This is a genomic window from Paenibacillus tundrae, assembly GCF_036884255.1.
Lineage (GTDB): Bacteria > Bacillota > Bacilli > Paenibacillales > Paenibacillaceae > Paenibacillus.
Genome location: NZ_CP145605.1, coordinates 5544161 through 5563288, shown reverse-complemented (window position 1 = coordinate 5563288; position 19128 = coordinate 5544161). Strand labels below are relative to the sequence as shown.

The following is a 19128-nucleotide window of genomic DNA, read 5'->3' as shown; positions in this document are numbered from 1 at the left end:
CATCATGAATGTAACTACGGTATGGAAAGGCAAACGCGCGTTTACGTCTGAAGGTCCGTCTGGCTACGCTGTAGGTATGGATGCAACGGCTGCTTATGGCGGAGATAGCCAAGGAGCGACACCAATGGAACTGCTGCTGGCAGGTCTTGGTGGTTGCATGGGCATCGATATTACGATGATTCTGGACGCTTTCTTAGACAAAATTACGTCTATTGAAATTGAGGCACAAGGTACACGCAGTGAAGGGATGCCCAAAGGCTTCACTTCCATTGACCTGATCTTCAAAGTCGACGGAGATATCCCGGATTACCGGATCTGGAAAGCGATCCAGATGGCAGAAGAGAAGTATTGTGCGGTATCCGCCTCACTAAGTGCAGACATTCATCCACAATTGATTCTCAATGGTGTAGAGACGCCACGTCCATAATTACTCGGATTCATTCGGTGCCTCAAGCTGAAGAGCCGCGCCGAACCATTGGGATGCGATGGTAAAACAGATCCAGGCACAGAGCTCACTGAGCTGAGCGTCGGTAAAGTGTTCACGCAGAACGGGGAAAACGGCAGAATCCACATTGCCCCCCGTCTGGACAAATAACTCCGCAAGTCCGGTCGCCATACTGATGGCGGCCTCTTCGGGTTTCGGATCAGGAGCCCCTTTGGCACGACAGTACATACAGCCGTTCCGATGAGCGAGCGTTCGCCTTACCTGCTCCTTGAGCTGGGCGGATAACAAATGATCCCCAGCCAGGGTATCTCCCAATGCGTTCCAGTGTAGCATGATGGATGGATTGTGACCGAGTAAACGTTGAAAGGCAGTTTCGCCATTAGATGAATAAGAAATCATAGGCATATGATGTGATCGCTCCTCATAAGAAACTTGTTTTACACAGTACATGTACGAATAGAGGTTGTTCCAAAGTTTTTGTACACGCACAAATACTGATGATTTATTGCTGTAACTAAATTTTATCGTATGGTTGAAGTGGCTCTCCACTGCAAATGATTGCGAATGTATGATACTCTAAGACAAATGTCTTGAAAAAGGAGCCTGGGTAGACAAATGAACCTGGATCGCACAGATTATCATATATTGAGAAAACTTCGGGAAGATGCTCGACTTTCCATGCGGGAACTAGCAAGACAGGTTAACTTATCTCCTTCCTCAGTGAGTGAACGGGTACGCAGGCTGGAGGATGAAGGCGTCATTAAGGGATACCAAGTGGAAATTGATCGAGCCAAGCTGGGATGTACGGTTCGATGCATGATTGAGGTGACCCTACGCAACGGCGAGCATGAACGCTTCGCTGATTATATTCGTCAGTTGCCTTGGACAGAGTTTGCATATCGTGTGGCAGGCAAGGCGTGCTTTATGGTTATGTTGTGTACACCGAGTATGGCCGAGGTGGAAGCCTGTATTACAGAGCTCACTTCGTATGCTGTTACGGTGACCCATGTGGTCTTTTCCGAGGTGCAGCTATCAGACCTTATTTTGAAGACCGAGCAACTTTCTTTGGGTTGAAAAGTAAGATTGAGCCCTGATGAGGGCTTTTTCCGTGGTATGATAAGATATATAAGAAGGCAAGGTGTCGTAAGCCTGCCCTTATATATGTAAGCGCTTGTACAAGATGACGGAAGGTGCAGACATGTTAAAGAGGCTAATACAAGTATCGAATAATCTCAAAATGAAGCATAAATTGCTGATCTCCTACGTACTCGTCGTCATGGTTCCCGTCTTAATCGTTGGTCTTGCTGTCACGGCATATTTTCGAGAGCAGGCACTGAATAATGCCATCGAACAGACCATTAATAACGTGGACAAAATCAAGAGTCAGACAGCCACATTGCTACGTGTGCCAACGGATATCTCTAACATCCTGATGTTCAACAAGGATTTGGAGAAAATTGTGAATACAAGATATGAATCGGTCATGGAGCTAACGAGGGCGTATTTGGCATATAAGGATTTTCAGGAGTACAAGCGTCAGTACCGTGAAATTGCTGGAATCCGTTTCTATTCTACCAACCCCACGTTGATTAACAATTTGGAAATTATTCCGGTGGATCAACAAACGAAGGACAGCTACTGGTATCAGAAGGCACTCACTTCAACGAGCATTGGATGGTTTTACATTCCTAATAAGGAAGACAATCCAGTACACAAACTGAGCTTAGTTCGTAAGGTTCCCTTTCCCGAATACCGTACCGAAGGTGTTCTTATGATAGGGATTAATCAGGATGAGCTGAATGAGTTATTGCGCCAAGAGCCATTTGAGACGTTGATTACGGACGAGCAGGGTTATATTGTTGCGGCCAAAAATACCGAACTGGTGGGTCAAACGTTGAATCAACTCGATTTTGGTATTGATCTGCAGAATCAAGTGAAGGGCACCTTAGAGGCTGACTTTCAAGGCGAGCCTTCCAATATCGTTATCGATGAGCTTAATCCCTCGTCTAGTATTAATAGTCTGAAGGTCATTTCAGTATTTGCGACCAAAAATATAATGAAGGATGCCAATAAAATAAGCTTGATTGGTATGAGTTTTATGATATTGGTATTGGTAATTGCACTGTTGCTGGTGTATATTATTTCATTTCTCACTTCTAACCGATTACTGCGGCTTAGTAGACATCTGAACAAGCTTGCTCTAGGAGATCTGAATGTCACATCACGTATTGACGGGAATGATGAGATTGGGCAACTTTCTAGACAATTCAATTATATGGTAAAAAGTATTAATGATCTGATGACCCAGGTTGTGGAGACTTCTGAGCAGAATACACAATTGGAAATCGCCCAAAAAGAGATTAAACTGAAAATGATGGCGAGCCAGATCAACCCTCATTTTTTATTTAATGCCTTGGAATCCATCCGTATGAAAGCCCATATTCAAGGGGAAGCGGAGATCGCCAATATTGTGCGGTTGTTAGGCAAGCTTATGCGTAAGAGTTTAGAGATTGGTAGCGGCAAAACAACCCTTAAGGCAGAACTTGAAATGGTACGTTCTTATTTGGAAATTCAGAAATTTCGTTATGGTGATCGTCTCGCATTCGTCATTGATATTCATCCAGAGGTAGAGAAAATCTCTATACCTCCATTAATCATCCAACCCCTTGTGGAGAATGCCATCGTGCATGGTCTAGAAAATAAAGAGGGTACGGTGCGTGTGAACATTAGCATCTATCCGATGGATGAAGTAATTCAGGTTCATGTAAAGGACGATGGAGCAGGCATTACCCCAGAACGGCTGGGTGAGGTTATGCAGTTCATCTGTGGACCTGAGGAACAGGAGAAGAGCCGAATCGGTCTACGCAATGTACACCAGCGGTTGACGCTGACTTACGGCGAGCCTCATGGATTGCAGATCAAGAGTGTGTACGGGGAAGGAACAGAGGTTTCTTTCACCTTGCCAGCAGGAGGGAACCAGCATGTATAGAGTGTTTTTGGTAGATGATGAACCCAGTATTCGAGAGGGATTAACGACGATTATTAACTGGGAAGAATATGGATTTGAAGTCATCGGTACCGCAGCAAGCGGTCGTGAAGCGATAGAACGTTTTGACGAGCTCAAGCCAGATCTGACGATTATCGATATCCGGATGCCTGGCATGACAGGTTTGGATGTCATTGAAGATGTGCGCCAACATCATGCAGATGCCCATTTTCTTATCTTGAGCGGGTATGCGGATTTTGATTATGCCAAAAAGGCGATCAGCTTCGGTGTAGATGGTTATCTGCTTAAACCGGTAGATGAGGAAGAGATCATTAGCGAGCTTCAGCGTATCTCTGTCGTGCTGACACGAGAACGAGAGACGAATGCGCGTCATGCCGGTGAGGATACGGCATATCGAGAGCATCAGATTGAAGCGCTGCTTTTTGATAATCATGAAGGTGCTGTCACCACTCAAGAAGATGCACTTGGGCTAAAGTGGCCTCAATATCAGATTATATTGCTGGAGATTCATGCTGCACCTGATCTGCAGCGGGGGAGTGCCCTTAAGCGCAAGCTGGTTGAAGCCTTTGATCAGCAGCAGCGGGGGATCGTATTTTCGTTCCATTCGGGATTAGGGCTGCTGTACAAAGAGCCGATTATTTCTATCGACGGAGCCCGTAATGTGCATGATGAACTTAGGAGTCTATTAGGGGAATGGAATATTCACATGTATGTGGCAGCAGGTCAGCCTGTCCCATCTACAGCAGAGATCTCGAAGTCCTATCGTCAGGCAAACGCCATGTTGGCTGATCGGTTCTTGTTCTCCGAAGAACGAATGATGCTCTGGAATGATCAGGTCATTGGTGAGAATCACATCCATTCAATTGAAGACTCCAGACCAGACGGTTATGAACCGGATGAAGCTGAACTCGCAGACAAACTGTACTATGCACTCGATATTCGAAGTCATGAATCGGTGATGCGGGTTCTTGGTGAGATGCAGGATCGAATTGTGCCCTATCATCGAACAGAACAAGCGATCAAGACGGCGTTCTCCCAGACATTCTCTCTGGCGATTAATAAACTTGCTGCTGCCAATCAGCAGATGCAGTCTATTTTGCAGGAGCATTCGATGTTAATTACCGAGGTATATCATCAGCATACACTGCGGGACCTGCAAGTGATGGCTGCTGAGCATCTGAACCGCCTTATTCAGCGCATGGGTGGGGGCAGTACGGATACCGTGTTAAAACAAATGATTGAATTTATCCGGCGTAATCCCGGTGAGAATTTGAAACTAGAAGTACTCTCTGATGTATTCAACTACAATAGTAGTTATCTGGGGAAACTGTTCAAAAATCATACAGGAGAGTCGTTTAATGCTTTTCTGGATAAGGTGCGGATGGAGAAGGCGAAGGAATTGCTGAACGAGGGGTTAAAGGTACATCAAGTTGCCGCGAGAGTAGGATATGCCAATGTGGATTACTTCCACGGAAAGTTCAGAAAATATGTAGGTGAATCTCCGTCAGCGTACAAACACGCCAGAGAACATACTAAATTACAATCCAAAGAGAAGCCTGGAGAAAACCCGAGCGAGTAATAGTTAGACATAGAGAGGTTAGTACGTGTTCAGTTTTTGTAAAACGTTTTCAGGAATATTGACAAGAACACCTGTAGATCATCTGTAGGTGTTCTTATCATTTCATGAGATAGTCCATGCTCTTCCGTGTTTATGCAATGGTACAGCCCAGAACGTACCTTTTAAACTGAATGTAAATGATAAGGCGAGGAGCGACAAGCAGATGCAATCATTCGATCCTAATACTGTTCGTCAAACATATAACCTGAACGGAACCTGGCAATTCTGCCTTGCTACCGATAATACAGACAGTCTAGTTTCACCATCCTCTGGTGATCCTGCATGGGGGGAGATTCAAGTCCCAGGCTCGTGGGAAGAACAGGGGTACGGTGCAGAGCCAAGCTATCAACGTGTGGATACGTGGACGAAGGTACGTGAGTACGAAGGAGCTGCCTGGTACACAAGAAATTTTGAGATCGCTTCCACGGATATGGATTGTGCTTATATATTGCGATTAAAGGGGGTACGCTGGACAACGGATCTCTGGGTGAATGGTCAATACGTTGGTGAACGCGACAGCCTGGTTAACGCACAAGAATGGGATATTACGCCTTGGATTCGAGAAGGATCATTGAACGAATTGAAGCTGCGCGTCGATAACACAATGAAGCTTCCTTTAGCGGGGAGTCATATTCACTCTTTGCACACAGCTACTGCTTGGGGTGGGATTACAGGCGGAGCAACGTTGGAGTGCATACCGGTGAACCGCATCGACCAATTGAGCCTATTTCCTGATGCCAAGCAGGAGACCCTAACGATCAAAGGAACGATTAATATTGCCCCAAATATTACGTCCTCAGCACTGCGGTTACAGGTCGAGATTCGGCATCCTGATGGAACCTGGCTCGATGATCAGAGCTTCCAGGTGGAGTTAAGGAAGCATGAGGACGATGAAAGAACAGAAGCAATAGAAGCAGACGGGCAACGGATCGCAAAGATTCAACCATTGCAATTGAACCTTGCACAGGAACCAGGTCTTGCCTTGTGGTCAGATGAGTCTCCTTCACTTTATCAAGCTATGATTCGTTTATATGATGGAGAGGTACAGCTTGATCAGCAACAACGAATATTTGGTGTTCGCTCTTTCCAGGCTCATGGACAGAAGCTTATGTTGAATGATATTCCGGTTTTTCTGCGTGGTTACGTAGATTGCTGTATTTTCCCACTCACAGGGTATCCAGTCTGGGACAAGCAGCACTATGTCCGGCAATTTCAGATTGCCAAGTCTTACGGGTTCAACCATGTACGTCTGCATGGCTGGAGCGCACCGCAACCTTTCTGGGAAGCAGCAGATGAAGAGGGCATGTTGGTGCAAGCTGAACTTCCGCATTGGTCACGATTATTCGAAGATCGAGAACAGCCTGCGCCAGCAGAAGTGTTGACCTATCTAACCCACGAGCTCGAAGGTCTGTTATCGTCGCTGCACGATCATCCTTCATTTGTACTCTTCTCCATGGGAAATGAATTGATTGGATCTAACGGTCATCCGGAATTAAATGAACTGGTGAGAAAGGCACAATCGCTTGACCCGTCTCGCCTGTATACAGATAATACCGGTTTCGGTCAGCTCCCAGCTCAAGGTCGGGAAGGGGACTTCTATATCCAATCCTTGAACTGGCATCCTCCACTGGAATCCGAATTGTCTGCCGTGCCGGATACAACACTTGATTATCAAGCGGTGACCCGGCTGACTGATCGCCCGGTAATTGGTCATGAGCATGCACAATACACGATGTACGTGCGTCCAGAGGAACGTGAGAAATATACAGGCGTTCTTCGTCCTAGCTGGTTGCCACCGATTGAGGAGTCTCTAACTCGTAAAGGCATAGCCGCGGATCTGGAGCAATTCCAGCAAGCGAGTGGCGCACATTTGGTGCGTTCCTTAAAAGAAGCGATGGAGCGAGTGCGTCGTACCCCGAATGCAGCGGGGATACAGCTGCTGGATATCCGTGACTTTCCTGGACAGGGGCATGCCACGACAGGTATTCTGGATGTGTTCTGGGACAGTAAAGGGATTACAGAGCCAGCAGATTTTCAACAGTTTAACGAGAATACAGTCTTGCTCCTAAGCTGTAGAGAGCGAACGTTTTATGCTGGTGAAGCAATACAAGTCGAAGCGAGAGTATCTCATTATGGACAGCAGCCCATTAAGGATGCAATCGTTCATTGGAAGCTGATAAGCAATCATGTAGTTTTACAAGATGGACATTGGCATTATGGAGAAGTAGGTCGAGGCGAGGTGTTGCCTCTTGGATACGTAACGATACATGCGCCTTCAGACCACGCGACGGCCTTTAAGCTAGAAGCAGAGATTCGTTCAGGAGATGACAAGGTGATTGCAGCGAATGTATGGCATGGCTGGTCATTTCCCCATTACCGCACACATGAGCAGACCCATCGCATCTGGAACAGTGTGACTGAGCTGCAGCCACATCTGCTAGGGGCACATCACGATCACGTGGATCATCTAGATGGGAGTACATTACGAAGAGGCTTGCAATTCCAGCTAGTCATTGCTAAGTCTCTTACACCGAACGTACTAGATTATCTAGTTAATGGAGTACAGGTGTGGATTCAGACTCCATCAGAAGGGCTATATGATCCGGTAGAGACAAAGTATTTGCCTGTGTTCTGGAATTATCTGATGTTTGCTACCCAACCCGGGGCAACGATGGGGTTAAACTTGAAGGAGCATACCGCGATGTTAGGTCGTTTCCCTTACGATCATGCCTCGGATTGGCAGTGGTATCACCTCGTCAATGGTACACCTGCGATCTGTCTTGATACGCTTCGCGGAGTAAGTCCCTTACTTGAGGTGATTGATCACTTCCATAGAGCGAAACGTCTTACCTATGCTTTTGAAGCGAGGGTTGGACAGGGGAAATTATTGGTATCTTCATTACCATTTACCGATCTGTCTCTGATGAAGCGCCCGGAGGTAGCCTATTTGTTTCAAGAGATCGTATCGTACCTGCTGAGTGATCGATTCGAACCTGAATCGGCTATTTCTGTGGGGGAACTGTTGGGCATATTGAAGTTACAAACGATACGTTTTGCACTCTAATTTGAAGAGCCTGAAAGGGCTCTTTTTTTTATGAAAAAATGGGAAGTAAACGATTTCGAAAAAACGTTTTCGGAAATTGTAATTTTGGCTTGTAAATTCCTTTTTATTTCATATATTGAATTTAAAATGCTTAAAATGAACTGATTTTGAATCAAATATGTCGGATTTTATAGGGGTATATCTAATTTTTATATGATTTTCTCTAAAATCAAGCTGGTATTTTGAAAACGCTCTATCTAGTATGATGGTTTTATAAAAACAGAGGAGGGGGAACGGAGATGGAAACGCTAACAGAAAAATCCGCTTCCGCGAAAAGAAGCAGTGACCCCAATCCGCCTACTAAAAAAGGCCGGAACGGAATTTGGGACAGCATTAAGCAACAAAAGTTTCTCTATCTCATGTCATTGCCATTCGTTGCTTGGGTATTTGTATTCAACTATCTACCTTTATGGGGATGGACGATGGCATTCCAAAACTATAAACCAGCTAGATCGTTCGGTGAACAAGAATGGGTTGGTTTTAAACACTTTGTAGAATTGTTCAGTGACGAACGCTTCTATCTCGTACTAAGAAACACACTAGCCATGAGCATCATGGGTCTAGTCGTAGGTTTTGTCGTGCCAATTTTCTTCGCAATTCTCTTGAATGAACTTAAAGGTGTGTTCTTGAAGCGCACAGTACAAACCGTGTCGTACCTTCCTCACTTTGTATCCTGGGTCGTTGTTGCCGGGATCGTTACGAAAATGCTCTCCACCGATGGAGGCGTAATCAATGACATCTTGATGGGTCTTCACATTATTAACGAACCAATTCAATTCATGGCGCAAGGTAACCTGTTCTGGTACATTGTAACCGCTTCAGATATGTGGAAAGAAACCGGTTGGAATGCCATTATCTATCTGGCGGCTATTACGGGGATTGACCAAGAGCTGTACGAAGCCTCTCGTGTCGATGGAGCCAACCGCTGGAGACAGATGTGGCACATAACATTGCCTGGTATTCGGACAACCATGTCGGTTCTGTTCATCATGGCTATCGGTCACTTGACTAGCACAGGTTTTGAGAAGCAACTCTTGCTCGGTAACAGCCTTGTCACCGACTATGCGGAAGTATTAGACCTATACGCACTGAATTACGGTATATATCTAGGACGATTCTCGTACGGTACAGCCATAGGGATATTTAACTCCGTAGTTAGTATTCTTCTTCTGTTTGCAGCGAACGGATTGTTCAAAAAAATCACTAAAGAAAGCATCATGTAGGGAGGGGACGACATTATGGCGAACAAAGCATTCAATGCAACACGGGGCGATAAAGTGTTCAATATATTTAATATCCTCGCGATGACCATGGTGCTGATTGTAACACTGTATCCATTCCTGAACGTACTGGCGATCTCGTTTAATGACTCAACAGATACAGTGCGTGGCGGAGTTTATCTGTGGCCGCGGGAATTTACATTGGAGAACTACAAAACGATTTTCCAATATGAAGGATTGCTGACAGGTTTGAAAATATCCGTACTCCGTACGCTAATTGGTACGTTCCTCGGATTGCTGAGTTCATCGATGATTGCTTACACGCTCAGCCGGCCTGATTTTAAAATTAGAAAATTTGTCTCTGTATCACTCGCTCTGACGATGTATTTCTCGGGTGGTCTGATCCCGACATATATCCTCATGCGTGACCTGAGCTTGATCGGTACGTTCTGGGTATACATTTTCCCATTGATGATCTCTGCCTTTAACGTGTTTGTCATTCGTTCCTTCATGGACGGTCTGCCATATGCATTGCAGGAATCAGCTAAGCTCGATGGTGCAAACGACTTCACCATTTACTACAAAATCATTCTTCCATTATGTAAGCCAGTACTTGCTACTATCGCGTTGTTCTTGGCGGTAGGACAGTGGAATCAATGGATTGATACGTACATCTACAACAACAATAAACCTAACTTGACAACGCTCCAATACGAGCTTATGAAGGTACTACAAAGTACACAACAGGGCTCGAGCGCTGGACGTAACGCCAATGACATGGCGCAGCAGATGGCACAGATTTCACCGGAATCCATTAAGATGGCGATTACCATCGTCGCTACAGTTCCAATCTTGCTAGTTTATCCATTCCTGCAAAAGTACTTTGTAGGTGGTATGACACTCGGAGCTGTTAAAGCATAATTCATTGACTTGAAATGTTTGGTGGTTAGAAGACCTGTGATACGCAGTGTAGGCGTGGCTGAGGGGCTGCGCTTACCATATCGAGGGGATTAGCCTGCGGTGATTTTCACATTAGTAATTTATCCAAAACCGAGTTAGCTAGTGGGTTGAAGTCAAAGTTCGACTTTAATAATCCGAATAATAAAGTGTTAAAGATCTTATGAATATGTCCAGGGAATTTAACTATTAAATCGTTTTCCGAAAAACGTTTTCTGTAAAAAAAATCGCTATTGACAAGGATAATAACAACATTTATGATTCAAATATGAAAGCACTTTCATTATTGACTTGTTAGATTGCTAACCAGCATGATAGTGAGTGAATGGTAATAAACTGGATTAAGGGGATAACGATCTACAGTTCGGGCATTTACCCAAAAAACAGAAAGCGCTTTTACAATGTTTAGTCAGAGGGTCACATCGAGTGCAGTCAGCCACGTAAAGGTATGTGCAGGGCAGCCTGTTATACAAAATATAGCTTCATTATATCCATAAGGGGGATTACACATGAAGGGCAAAACACCAAAAACGTTTGCAATGCTGCTGTTAGCCAGTGCATTAGCAATCACAGCCGGTTGCGGAGGCAGTACAGCATCAGAAACACCAGTAGATACAGGGGATACAACATCTCCAATGACGATCACATTCTTCGGTGCAGATGCAAGTCCTAACTGGAATAAAATGCAGGATGCTATCGGTAAAGAAATAACTAAACAAACCGGCATTACGATTGAAGCTGAGTATGATGTAAATAATGGTGGCGATCAGAAAGTTGCGTTGATGGCAGCAAGTGGCGACTATCCTGATCTGATCTATCCAAAAGGCAACCTGTCCAAACTGGTTGATGCAGGAGCGATGTTGGATCTGACGGATCTGATCGAAGAGCATGCACCGAACCTCAAGAAAATATATGGGGATCAGATGAACCGTCTGAAATATAGCTTGGAGGATCAAGCGATCTATACGATCCCAACCAATATGGGGGTTGGTAACGTTGCATTTGATGCTACGGGTGGATTCGAAATTCAACAACGTGTGTTGAAAGAATTAGGATACCCTGAAATAAAAACGCTACAGGATTATGAGAATGTACTCAAAGAGTACGTGGCTAAACATCCAACGATCGATGGTCAACCAACGATTCCACTGACGCTGAATGCAGATGACTGGAAAATTATGATCACGGTGACCAACCCAGCATTCCAAGCTACAGGTGGTCCGGATGATGGTGAATACTATATCAATCCTGAAACGTATGAAGCACAGCTTCACTACAAACGTCCTGAAGAGAAAGAATACTTCCGTTGGTTGAACCACATGTATGCTGAAGGTCTTCTCGACAAAGATACATTCGTACAAAAAGATGACCAATATAAGTCCAAAATTGCCAGTGGTCGTGTATTGGGTCTGATTGACCAAGAGTGGAACTATCAAGATGGGGAGAACGCGCTGAAAGCAGCGGGTAAAGACGATGCGACTTATGCTCACTTCTCCGTATCCTTGAATGAAGACATCGTTGACCACACATTCCAACCGACTGGCTTCGATGGTTACGGAATCGGGATCTCAACAGAAGCTAAAGATCCAGTACGTATTATTAAATTCATGGATTGGATGGCTTCCGATGAAGGTCAAGTGTTGAGAAACTGGGGTATTGAAGGCGAACATTATAAAGTGGAAGATGGCAAACGTGTAATCCCTGAAGATGTTCAGGATCGCAAAACAAATGACAACACTGCTTTCACGAAAGAATCAGGTGTTGGATTGTATAACGTATTTAGTGCAAGATATGGTGACGGTGTTAAAGATTCCACTGATAACTACTACACAACGAACTTCCCTGAGCAGATCGTAGCAGGCTATACTGCAGCTGAGAAAGAAACGTTGAAAGCATACGGAATCACAACATGGAAAGAATTCTATCCATCTGAGGAAGAACTGCCATTGAAACCTTGGGGTGCAGCGTACAACATGCCTGTTCCTTCGGATACAGATTACAACGTGACATTCCAAAAAACACAGGATATCGTTCGTAAACGTATCCCAGAAGCGATTCTGACTAAACCAGAAAACTTCGACAAAGTGTATGATGATTTCCTTGCTGAGCTTGACAGAAATGGTGCAGTGGAAATGGAGCAACAATACACCGTGTGGATTAAAGAGCGTGTAGCACTGTGGACTGGTGAAGAGGTTAAGTAATTCGGAATGGAAGACCGAATGATATAAGGGATTACCTTAGAAGAACCCCTGTGAAGGGGTTCTTCTACAGATTGATGAGAAATTTAAGATCACCTATAATTTATTGTAATCACTTTCAGCAAACGCTTTTATCAGATAAGAACAATATCAGCACCAATTCAAGGCTCGGCTAACGAGGAGGATATACACGATGAGAGGCAAAATGAAGAGTAAGACACCAAAGACATTTGCAATGTTGATGCTGGCAAGTGCGCTATTGGTTACAGCGGGTTGTGGCAACTCAGGCAGTAAAGATGCTTCATCTGAGGGTTCAACAGGCACTGATCCAGTCACATTTACATTTTTCGGAGCTGACGCCAGCCCTAACTGGAACAGAATGCAGGACGAAGTAGGTCAGGAGATTACGAAGCAGACGGGTGTTACGATTGATGCGGAATATGATGTAAACAATGGTGGTGACCAGAAGATCGCCTTGATGGCAGCAAGTGGAGATTACCCGGATATCATTTATCCAAAAGGGAATTTGTCCAAGCTTGTTGATGCAGGGGCTATGCTTGATCTGACGGATCTGATCGAAGAGCACGCTCCTAACTTGAAGAAGATCTATGGCGAACAGATGAATCGTCTAAAGTATAGCTTGGAAGATCAAGCGATCTATACGCTGCCAACGAATATGGGTGTAGATAACGTTGCGTTTGACGCAACAGACGGATTCGAGATTCAGCAAAAGGTATTGAAAGAGCTTGGTTACCCAGAAGTGAAGACCTTGCAGGATTATGAAAATGTACTGCGTGCATATGTTGAGAAACACCCAACAATTGATGGTCAACCAACCATTCCACTGTCGCTCAATGCGGACGATTGGAAGATTATGATTACAGTTACCAACCCAGCTTCCGCAACAACGGGTGGCAGCAATGATGGAGAATATTACATCGATCCAGAGACATATGAAGCGATGCTGCATGTTAAACGTCCGATTGAAAAAGAATATTTCCGTTGGTTGAACCATATGTACAATGAGGGATTGCTCGATAAGGATACATTTGTTCAAAAAGAAGACCAATATAAATCCAAAATTGCCAGTGGACGTGTGCTGGGTCTCATCGATGCAGAGTGGGGATATTCAGACGCTGAGAATGCTCTGAAAGCTGCAGGCAAAGATGATAGTACCTATGCTCACTTCTCTGTCATGTTGAATAAGGATCTGAAAGATACGACGTTCCAACCAACAGGATTTGATGGTTATGGTATCGGGATTTCAACATCAGCGAAAGATCCAGTTCGCATCATTAAATTCTTCGACTGGCTTGCTTCTGATGAGGGCCAAGTACTTAGAAACTGGGGTATTGAAGGTAAGCACTACAACGTAGTTGATGGCAAACGTGTCATTCCTGAAGAGATTCAGGATCGCAAAACGAACGATAATGCTGCATTCACCAAAGAAACAGGGGTTGAGCTGTACTCGATCTTTAGTGCAAGATACGGAGACGGTGTGAAGGATGCAACGGACAATTATTACACAACGAGATTCCCGGAGCAGATCATCGCGGGTTATACTCCAGCTGAGAAAGAAACATTAAAAGCGTATGGAATTACAACCTGGAAGGATTTCTTCCCTTCTGAGGATGAGTTCGAGGTTAAAGAGTGGGGCGCGGCGTACAACATGCCAGTTCCATCGGATACAGATTACAACGTGCAGTACCAGAAAACACAGGACATCATCCGTAAACGTATCCCAGAAGCGGTGCTTGCTAAAAAAGAAAACTTCGATAAAGTTTACGATGATTTCCTCGCAGAACTTGATCGGGCAGGTGCAGTAGAAATGGAGCAACAATACACGGTTTGGGTCAAAGAGCGTGTAGCACTCTGGACAGGTAAAGACGTTAAATAATACGTCTTAGTTGAAAGGCAAAGAACCGAGGGAAAGACCCTAGAATGAAGGGTCTTTTCTTCATTTTACTGTGATGTTTTACATTGACGCTAAAGGTGAAATCTCCTATAATTTTGTTATTGTAAGCACTTTCAGATTGATTTGAAATGAGCTTGGAATGTAGTAGCATAGAAGGCGAATTTACGAATAGATTAGTGTCGTTAACGCATTTCCGAAAACGTTTTATGAAATCAAACTAGATTAACATTACTTCAGGGACAGGAGCTATGTAATGACCTCACTAACGAAGAACACACAGCCGAACCGTTTATGGTATCGTCAGCCAGCAACCCGTTGGGAAGAGGCACTTCCTATAGGAAATGGGCGTCTTGGGGGGATGGTCTACGGCGGCGATGTGGAAGAACGCATTCAACTGAACGAAGACACACTATGGTCAGGATACCCGCGCGACACAATACAGTACAGCAGTCAGCGATATCTGAAGAAGACTCGTGAGTTCATTATGGCAGGACAGTATAGTGAAGCAGAAGAACTGTTGAACCGTGAAATGTTAGGGCGGGATGTTGAAGCTTACCAGCCAATGGGACACTTCCTATTGAAGCAGGAGCAGCCGAATGGAAGCCCTGTACAGGAATTCGAACGAGAGCTTGATCTGGAAACTGGGATTGCAGCGACAAATTATATCTGTGATGGTGTTCGTTATAAACGTGAAGTGTATGCGAGTGCTGCGGACGATGTAATGGTATGTACGCTCTCAGCCGACCAGGCGGGAGCAGTGAACGTTAGCCTTTCACTAGACAGCCCACATCCATATACTTCCCAAATCTCAGAAGAGGGCGTGACATTGTTCAGTCGTTGTGCCAGTCATGTTGAATCGAACTATTTCCGGGATCATCCTGAATCCGTCATTTATGAAGATGACCGCGGAACCGCTTATGCTATCAGTGTGAGTGTGAGTACCGTAGGCAGCAAGGCTCAGGTTGTGGTTGAAGAGGGCAATCTGCGTGTACTAGGAGCAGATCAGGTTGTGTTCTACCTGGCGGCTGCAACGTCATTTGAACGTTATGATGTCATGCCAGTGAAAGAAGGCGTGTTGTTAGAGCAGACATGTCATGAGGTCATCGCAAAAGCCAAGTCCTTCAATCCTGAGCAGCTCAGGAAACGCCATGAGCAGGATCATAGGGCGTTGTTTGCAAGAGTTGATCTGAATCTAGGCATGACAAGCAATGGAGAGTTGCCTACCGATGAGCGATTGCTAGCTTATCAAGAAGGGGCGGAAGACCCTGGACTGGAGGCTCTGTATTTTCAATATGGTCGTTATCTGCTCATGGCAAGCTCACGTCCTGGTACGCAACCAGCCAACTTACAAGGCATATGGAACCATCAGGTCGAGCCGCCGTGGCACAGTGATTACACGACGAATATCAACACGGAGATGAATTATTGGCCTGCCGAAGTCTGTAATTTGAGTGAATGTCACGACCCATTATTTGCAATGCTGGATGATTTGAGCCAGACAGGACGTAGAACGGCTCGTATCCACTATGGGGCTCGTGGCTGGACTGCACATCACAATGTGGATATATGGAGAACATCAACGCCTACAGGAGGCGATGCTAGCTGGGCATTCTGGCCAATGGGTGGTGTATGGCTGACCGCACATCTGTGGGAGCGATATCTGTTTACAGGAGATCAGCAATTCTTGGCAGATCGTGCATACCCAATCATGAAGGAAGCAGCTCTATTCTGTTTAGATTGGCTTATTGAGGGGCCAGGCGGTTATCTGGTTACGGCTCCATCTACCTCACCAGAGAATAAGTTCTTGACTGAGGAAGGGGATGCTCGAAGCGTATCCATGGCTTCAACGATGGATATGAGCTTGATTCGAGAGTTGTTTGACCGCTCTATCATTGCTGCGAAGCAGCTTGGGTTAGATTCGGAATTAGCACAGGAGCTCTCAGAGGCGAAGAGCAAGCTATATCCTTTCCAGATTGGTAGCGAGGGGCAGCTGCAAGAATGGTTCCAGGATTTTGCCGAATCAGAGCCAGGACATCGCCATGTATCCCATCTATATGGGCTGTATCCGGGGGATCAGATCAATCGAGTGCATACACCTGAGCTTGTTGAAGCCGCACGTGTATCGCTTGAGCGTCGTATTTCACAAGGGGGCGGCCATACGGGGTGGAGCTGTGCATGGCTGATCAATCTATACGCACGTCTGTTGGATCGTAAGCATGCACATCAATTTGTGCGTACTTTGCTTGCGCGATCCACTCACCCCAACTTGTTTGATGACCATCCTCCGTTCCAGATTGATGGCAATTTTGGAGGCACGGCCGGCATTGCTGAGATGTTACTGCAAAGTCACATGGGAGAGGTTCACCTTCTGCCTACACTGCCTGAAGCTTGGGCGAGTGGTAGCGTGAAGGGCTTACGTGCACGAGGGGCTTATACGGTGGCTATGGTATGGGAGAACGGTAAGTTAGTGACAGCTGAAGTTACTGCAGACCACAGTGGTTCACTAACGCTTCGTAGTGCTTATCCTGTAAGCATTGAAGGGCATGAGCAGAGCATGTCAGAGAGTACGGCGCAAGGTGATTACGTAACGACAATACGGATGACAAGCGGGCAGACGGTTCGTGTGTCAACAGAGACGGAGGAATAAACGATGACTATTTTTCAATTTCCGAAGGATTTCCGCTGGGGAACGGCAACCGCTTCTTATCAGATCGAAGGAGCAGCACAGGAAGGTGGGCGTGGGGTATCCATATGGGATACATTTGCCCGTACACCCGGTAAAGTTTTTAATGGAGATAACGGGGATATTGCTTGTGATAGCTATCACCGCTATGAAGAAGACATCGAACTAATGAAAAAGCTTGGCATTAACACATACCGGTTCTCGATTGCTTGGCCACGTATTATTCCGGATGGCGATGGAGAGATCAATAGAGAAGGGTTAGACTTCTACCATCGGTTCGTGGATAAACTGCTTGAAGCAGGAATTGAACCGTTCTGCACGTTGTATCACTGGGATCTACCGCAAACGCTGGAGGATGACGGGGGTTGGGGCAATCGTAGAACGGTAGACGCCTTTGTGAAATACGCCGAAGTGATTTTTAAAGAGTTTTCCGGAAAAATTAATTTCTGGCTGACCTTTAATGAACCGTGGTGTATTGCTTTCTTGTCCAATCTATTAGGGATACATGCGCCAGGAAATCGTGATCTGCAAACGTCAATCAACGTTGCTCATGGATTGCTCGTTGCTCACGGCAAAGCTGTCCAATCCTTCCGTCGCTTGGGTATCACCGGACAGATTGGGATTGCTCCCAATGTATGTTGGGCAGAGCCTTATAGCAAGTCTCCTGAAGATCAGGCTGCGTGTGACCGTTCCATTGCGCTGAATACGGATTGGTTCCTCGACCCAATCTACAAAGGCAGCTACCCACAGTTTATGGTGGACTGGTTCGCTGAAGCTGGTGCAACTGTGCCAATCCAGGAAGGTGACATGGAGATCATCTCTCAGCCGATCGACCTGCTTGGCATTAATTATTACACAATGGGACTCAACCGCTTCAATCCAGAAGCAGGAGTGCTGCAATCGGAAGAAGTAGATATGGGGCTGACAAAGACGGATATTGGCTGGCCAATCGAATCCCGCGGCCTGTATGAATTTATGCATTACCTGCAAAAGTATGGAAATGTCGATGTCTACATTACAGAGAACGGTGCTTGCATCAATGATGATCTGGATAATGGCAAAATTAATGACGACCGCCGGATCTCCTATTATGAGCAGCATTTGGCTCAGATTCATCGGATCATCAATGATGGCATTAACCTCAAAGGTTACATGGCTTGGTCGCTGATGGATAACTTTGAATGGGCTGAAGGGTACCGTATGCGCTTTGGACTCATTCATGTGGATTACCGCTCACTTGTAAGAACACCGAAAGAAAGCTTTTATTGGTACCAAAATGTGATTAAGAACAACTGGCTGGAAACGCGTAGCTAAATGCAAGGAACATGAAGTAGCCTGGACTATAGAACGGGATTCAGTCTTGATAAGCAATCATATGAAACGGTGCTCCGATCAGACGGAGTCACCGTTTTTTTATTTCTTTTAAAAGTTGTACATAAAAATCTACTATAGGTCGTTCACGAATGTTTCAAAAGCTTGTTTGCAATTCCTGTTATGAAGCAGTGATTTTTGGGTTATACATAACAAGAAGGTTAAATATATATTTTGTCAACAGGTAAATGATAAATAAAGTGTCCAAATTGAGAATAAAATTTGAACATTTGTTGACTAAAAATCATACTAATGTGGTATATTGGTATCAGTAAATAACTTACAAAAAGGGAAAAGGAAGTGTTTACTATGGCATCGAAGACAGCAATGGTAAGCCAATTGGAGCGCAAGGATAAAAATATGCGGCGCGCAGTCTTGACGATGACAGTTTTGGCCTGGATCGCGCTGATTACAGGCGTAGTTATGTGCTTGATCAACTTGAATGAATTTAATGACCGTAATCTTGGCTTGATGGTGGGTATTGGTTTCCTGGTTGGTAGCGTATTCATTTACGTTATTGCAAAAGCGATCGGATTAGTTCATACACGTCATGAAGACGAAGGTGCGGATTAATTATAATCTGCAGGTTATTCGTCCATACTAAGACTGGA

13 protein-coding genes are annotated in these 19128 nt (G+C 45.1%); 12 read left to right on the top strand and 1 reads right to left on the bottom strand.

Annotated features, from left to right (window positions below):
- Positions 1-4 precede the first annotated feature (4 nt).
- Positions 5-427 carry an OsmC family protein gene (locus V6W81_RS24945; RefSeq protein ID WP_145051767.1) on the top strand — a complete coding sequence of 141 codons (423 nt, stop codon included), beginning with the start codon at positions 5-7 and terminating at the stop codon, positions 425-427.
- Here the strand turns inward: V6W81_RS24945 and V6W81_RS24940 are convergent, their stop codons facing one another.
- Entirely contained in the window at positions 428-850 is a 423-nt protein-coding gene (locus V6W81_RS24940; protein ID WP_338540704.1) for a carboxymuconolactone decarboxylase family protein, read from the bottom strand.
- A gap of 210 nt (positions 851-1060) precedes the next feature.
- Between V6W81_RS24940 and V6W81_RS24935 the strand changes: the two genes are divergently transcribed.
- From V6W81_RS24935 to V6W81_RS24885, 11 genes are all read left to right on the top strand, one after another.
- Complete coding sequence (locus V6W81_RS24935; protein WP_338540703.1) at positions 1061-1519, top strand: Lrp/AsnC family transcriptional regulator; 459 nt, start codon at positions 1061-1063, stop codon at positions 1517-1519.
- Between the two features lie 124 nt (positions 1520-1643).
- Positions 1644-3434 carry a sensor histidine kinase gene (locus tag V6W81_RS24930; RefSeq protein ID WP_145051760.1) on the top strand — a complete coding sequence of 597 codons (1791 nt, stop codon included), beginning with the start codon at positions 1644-1646 and terminating at the stop codon, positions 3432-3434.
- Positions 3427-5031, top strand: coding sequence for a response regulator transcription factor (locus V6W81_RS24925; RefSeq protein WP_145051758.1), 1605 nt, complete (start codon positions 3427-3429; stop codon positions 5029-5031). The genes V6W81_RS24930 and V6W81_RS24925 overlap by 8 nt, the downstream gene beginning before the upstream one ends.
- Positions 5032-5233: 202 nt before the next feature.
- Positions 5234-8134: a glycoside hydrolase family 2 protein gene (locus V6W81_RS24920; protein ID WP_338540701.1), complete on the top strand. Its 2901-nt coding sequence runs from the start codon at positions 5234-5236 to the stop codon at positions 8132-8134.
- 278 nt (positions 8135-8412) lie between these two features.
- A complete protein-coding gene (locus V6W81_RS24915; RefSeq protein ID WP_056693257.1) occupies positions 8413-9396 on the top strand; it encodes an ABC transporter permease in 984 nt (327 codons plus the stop codon).
- A 15-nt stretch (positions 9397-9411) separates the two neighbouring features.
- Complete coding sequence (locus V6W81_RS24910; protein WP_056693260.1) at positions 9412-10314, top strand: carbohydrate ABC transporter permease; 903 nt, start codon at positions 9412-9414, stop codon at positions 10312-10314.
- Between the two features lie 545 nt (positions 10315-10859).
- Positions 10860-12551, top strand: coding sequence for an ABC transporter substrate-binding protein (locus V6W81_RS24905; protein WP_338540700.1), 1692 nt, complete (start codon positions 10860-10862; stop codon positions 12549-12551).
- Between the two features lie 190 nt (positions 12552-12741).
- Positions 12742-14445, top strand: a complete 1704-nt coding sequence (locus tag V6W81_RS24900; RefSeq protein WP_260985521.1) for an ABC transporter substrate-binding protein — start codon at positions 12742-12744, stop codon at positions 14443-14445.
- A 271-nt stretch (positions 14446-14716) separates the two neighbouring features.
- A complete protein-coding gene (locus tag V6W81_RS24895) occupies positions 14717-17110 on the top strand; it encodes a glycoside hydrolase family 95 protein (RefSeq protein ID WP_338540699.1) in 2394 nt (797 codons plus the stop codon).
- Between the two features lie 3 nt (positions 17111-17113).
- Positions 17114-18460 (top strand): GH1 family beta-glucosidase, encoded by a 1347-nt coding sequence (locus V6W81_RS24890; protein ID WP_056693266.1) that lies wholly within the window; start codon positions 17114-17116, stop codon positions 18458-18460.
- A 366-nt stretch (positions 18461-18826) separates the two neighbouring features.
- Positions 18827-19090 (top strand): hypothetical protein, encoded by a 264-nt coding sequence (locus V6W81_RS24885; RefSeq protein WP_145051748.1) that lies wholly within the window; start codon positions 18827-18829, stop codon positions 19088-19090.
- Positions 19091-19128: the final 38 nt, after the last annotated feature.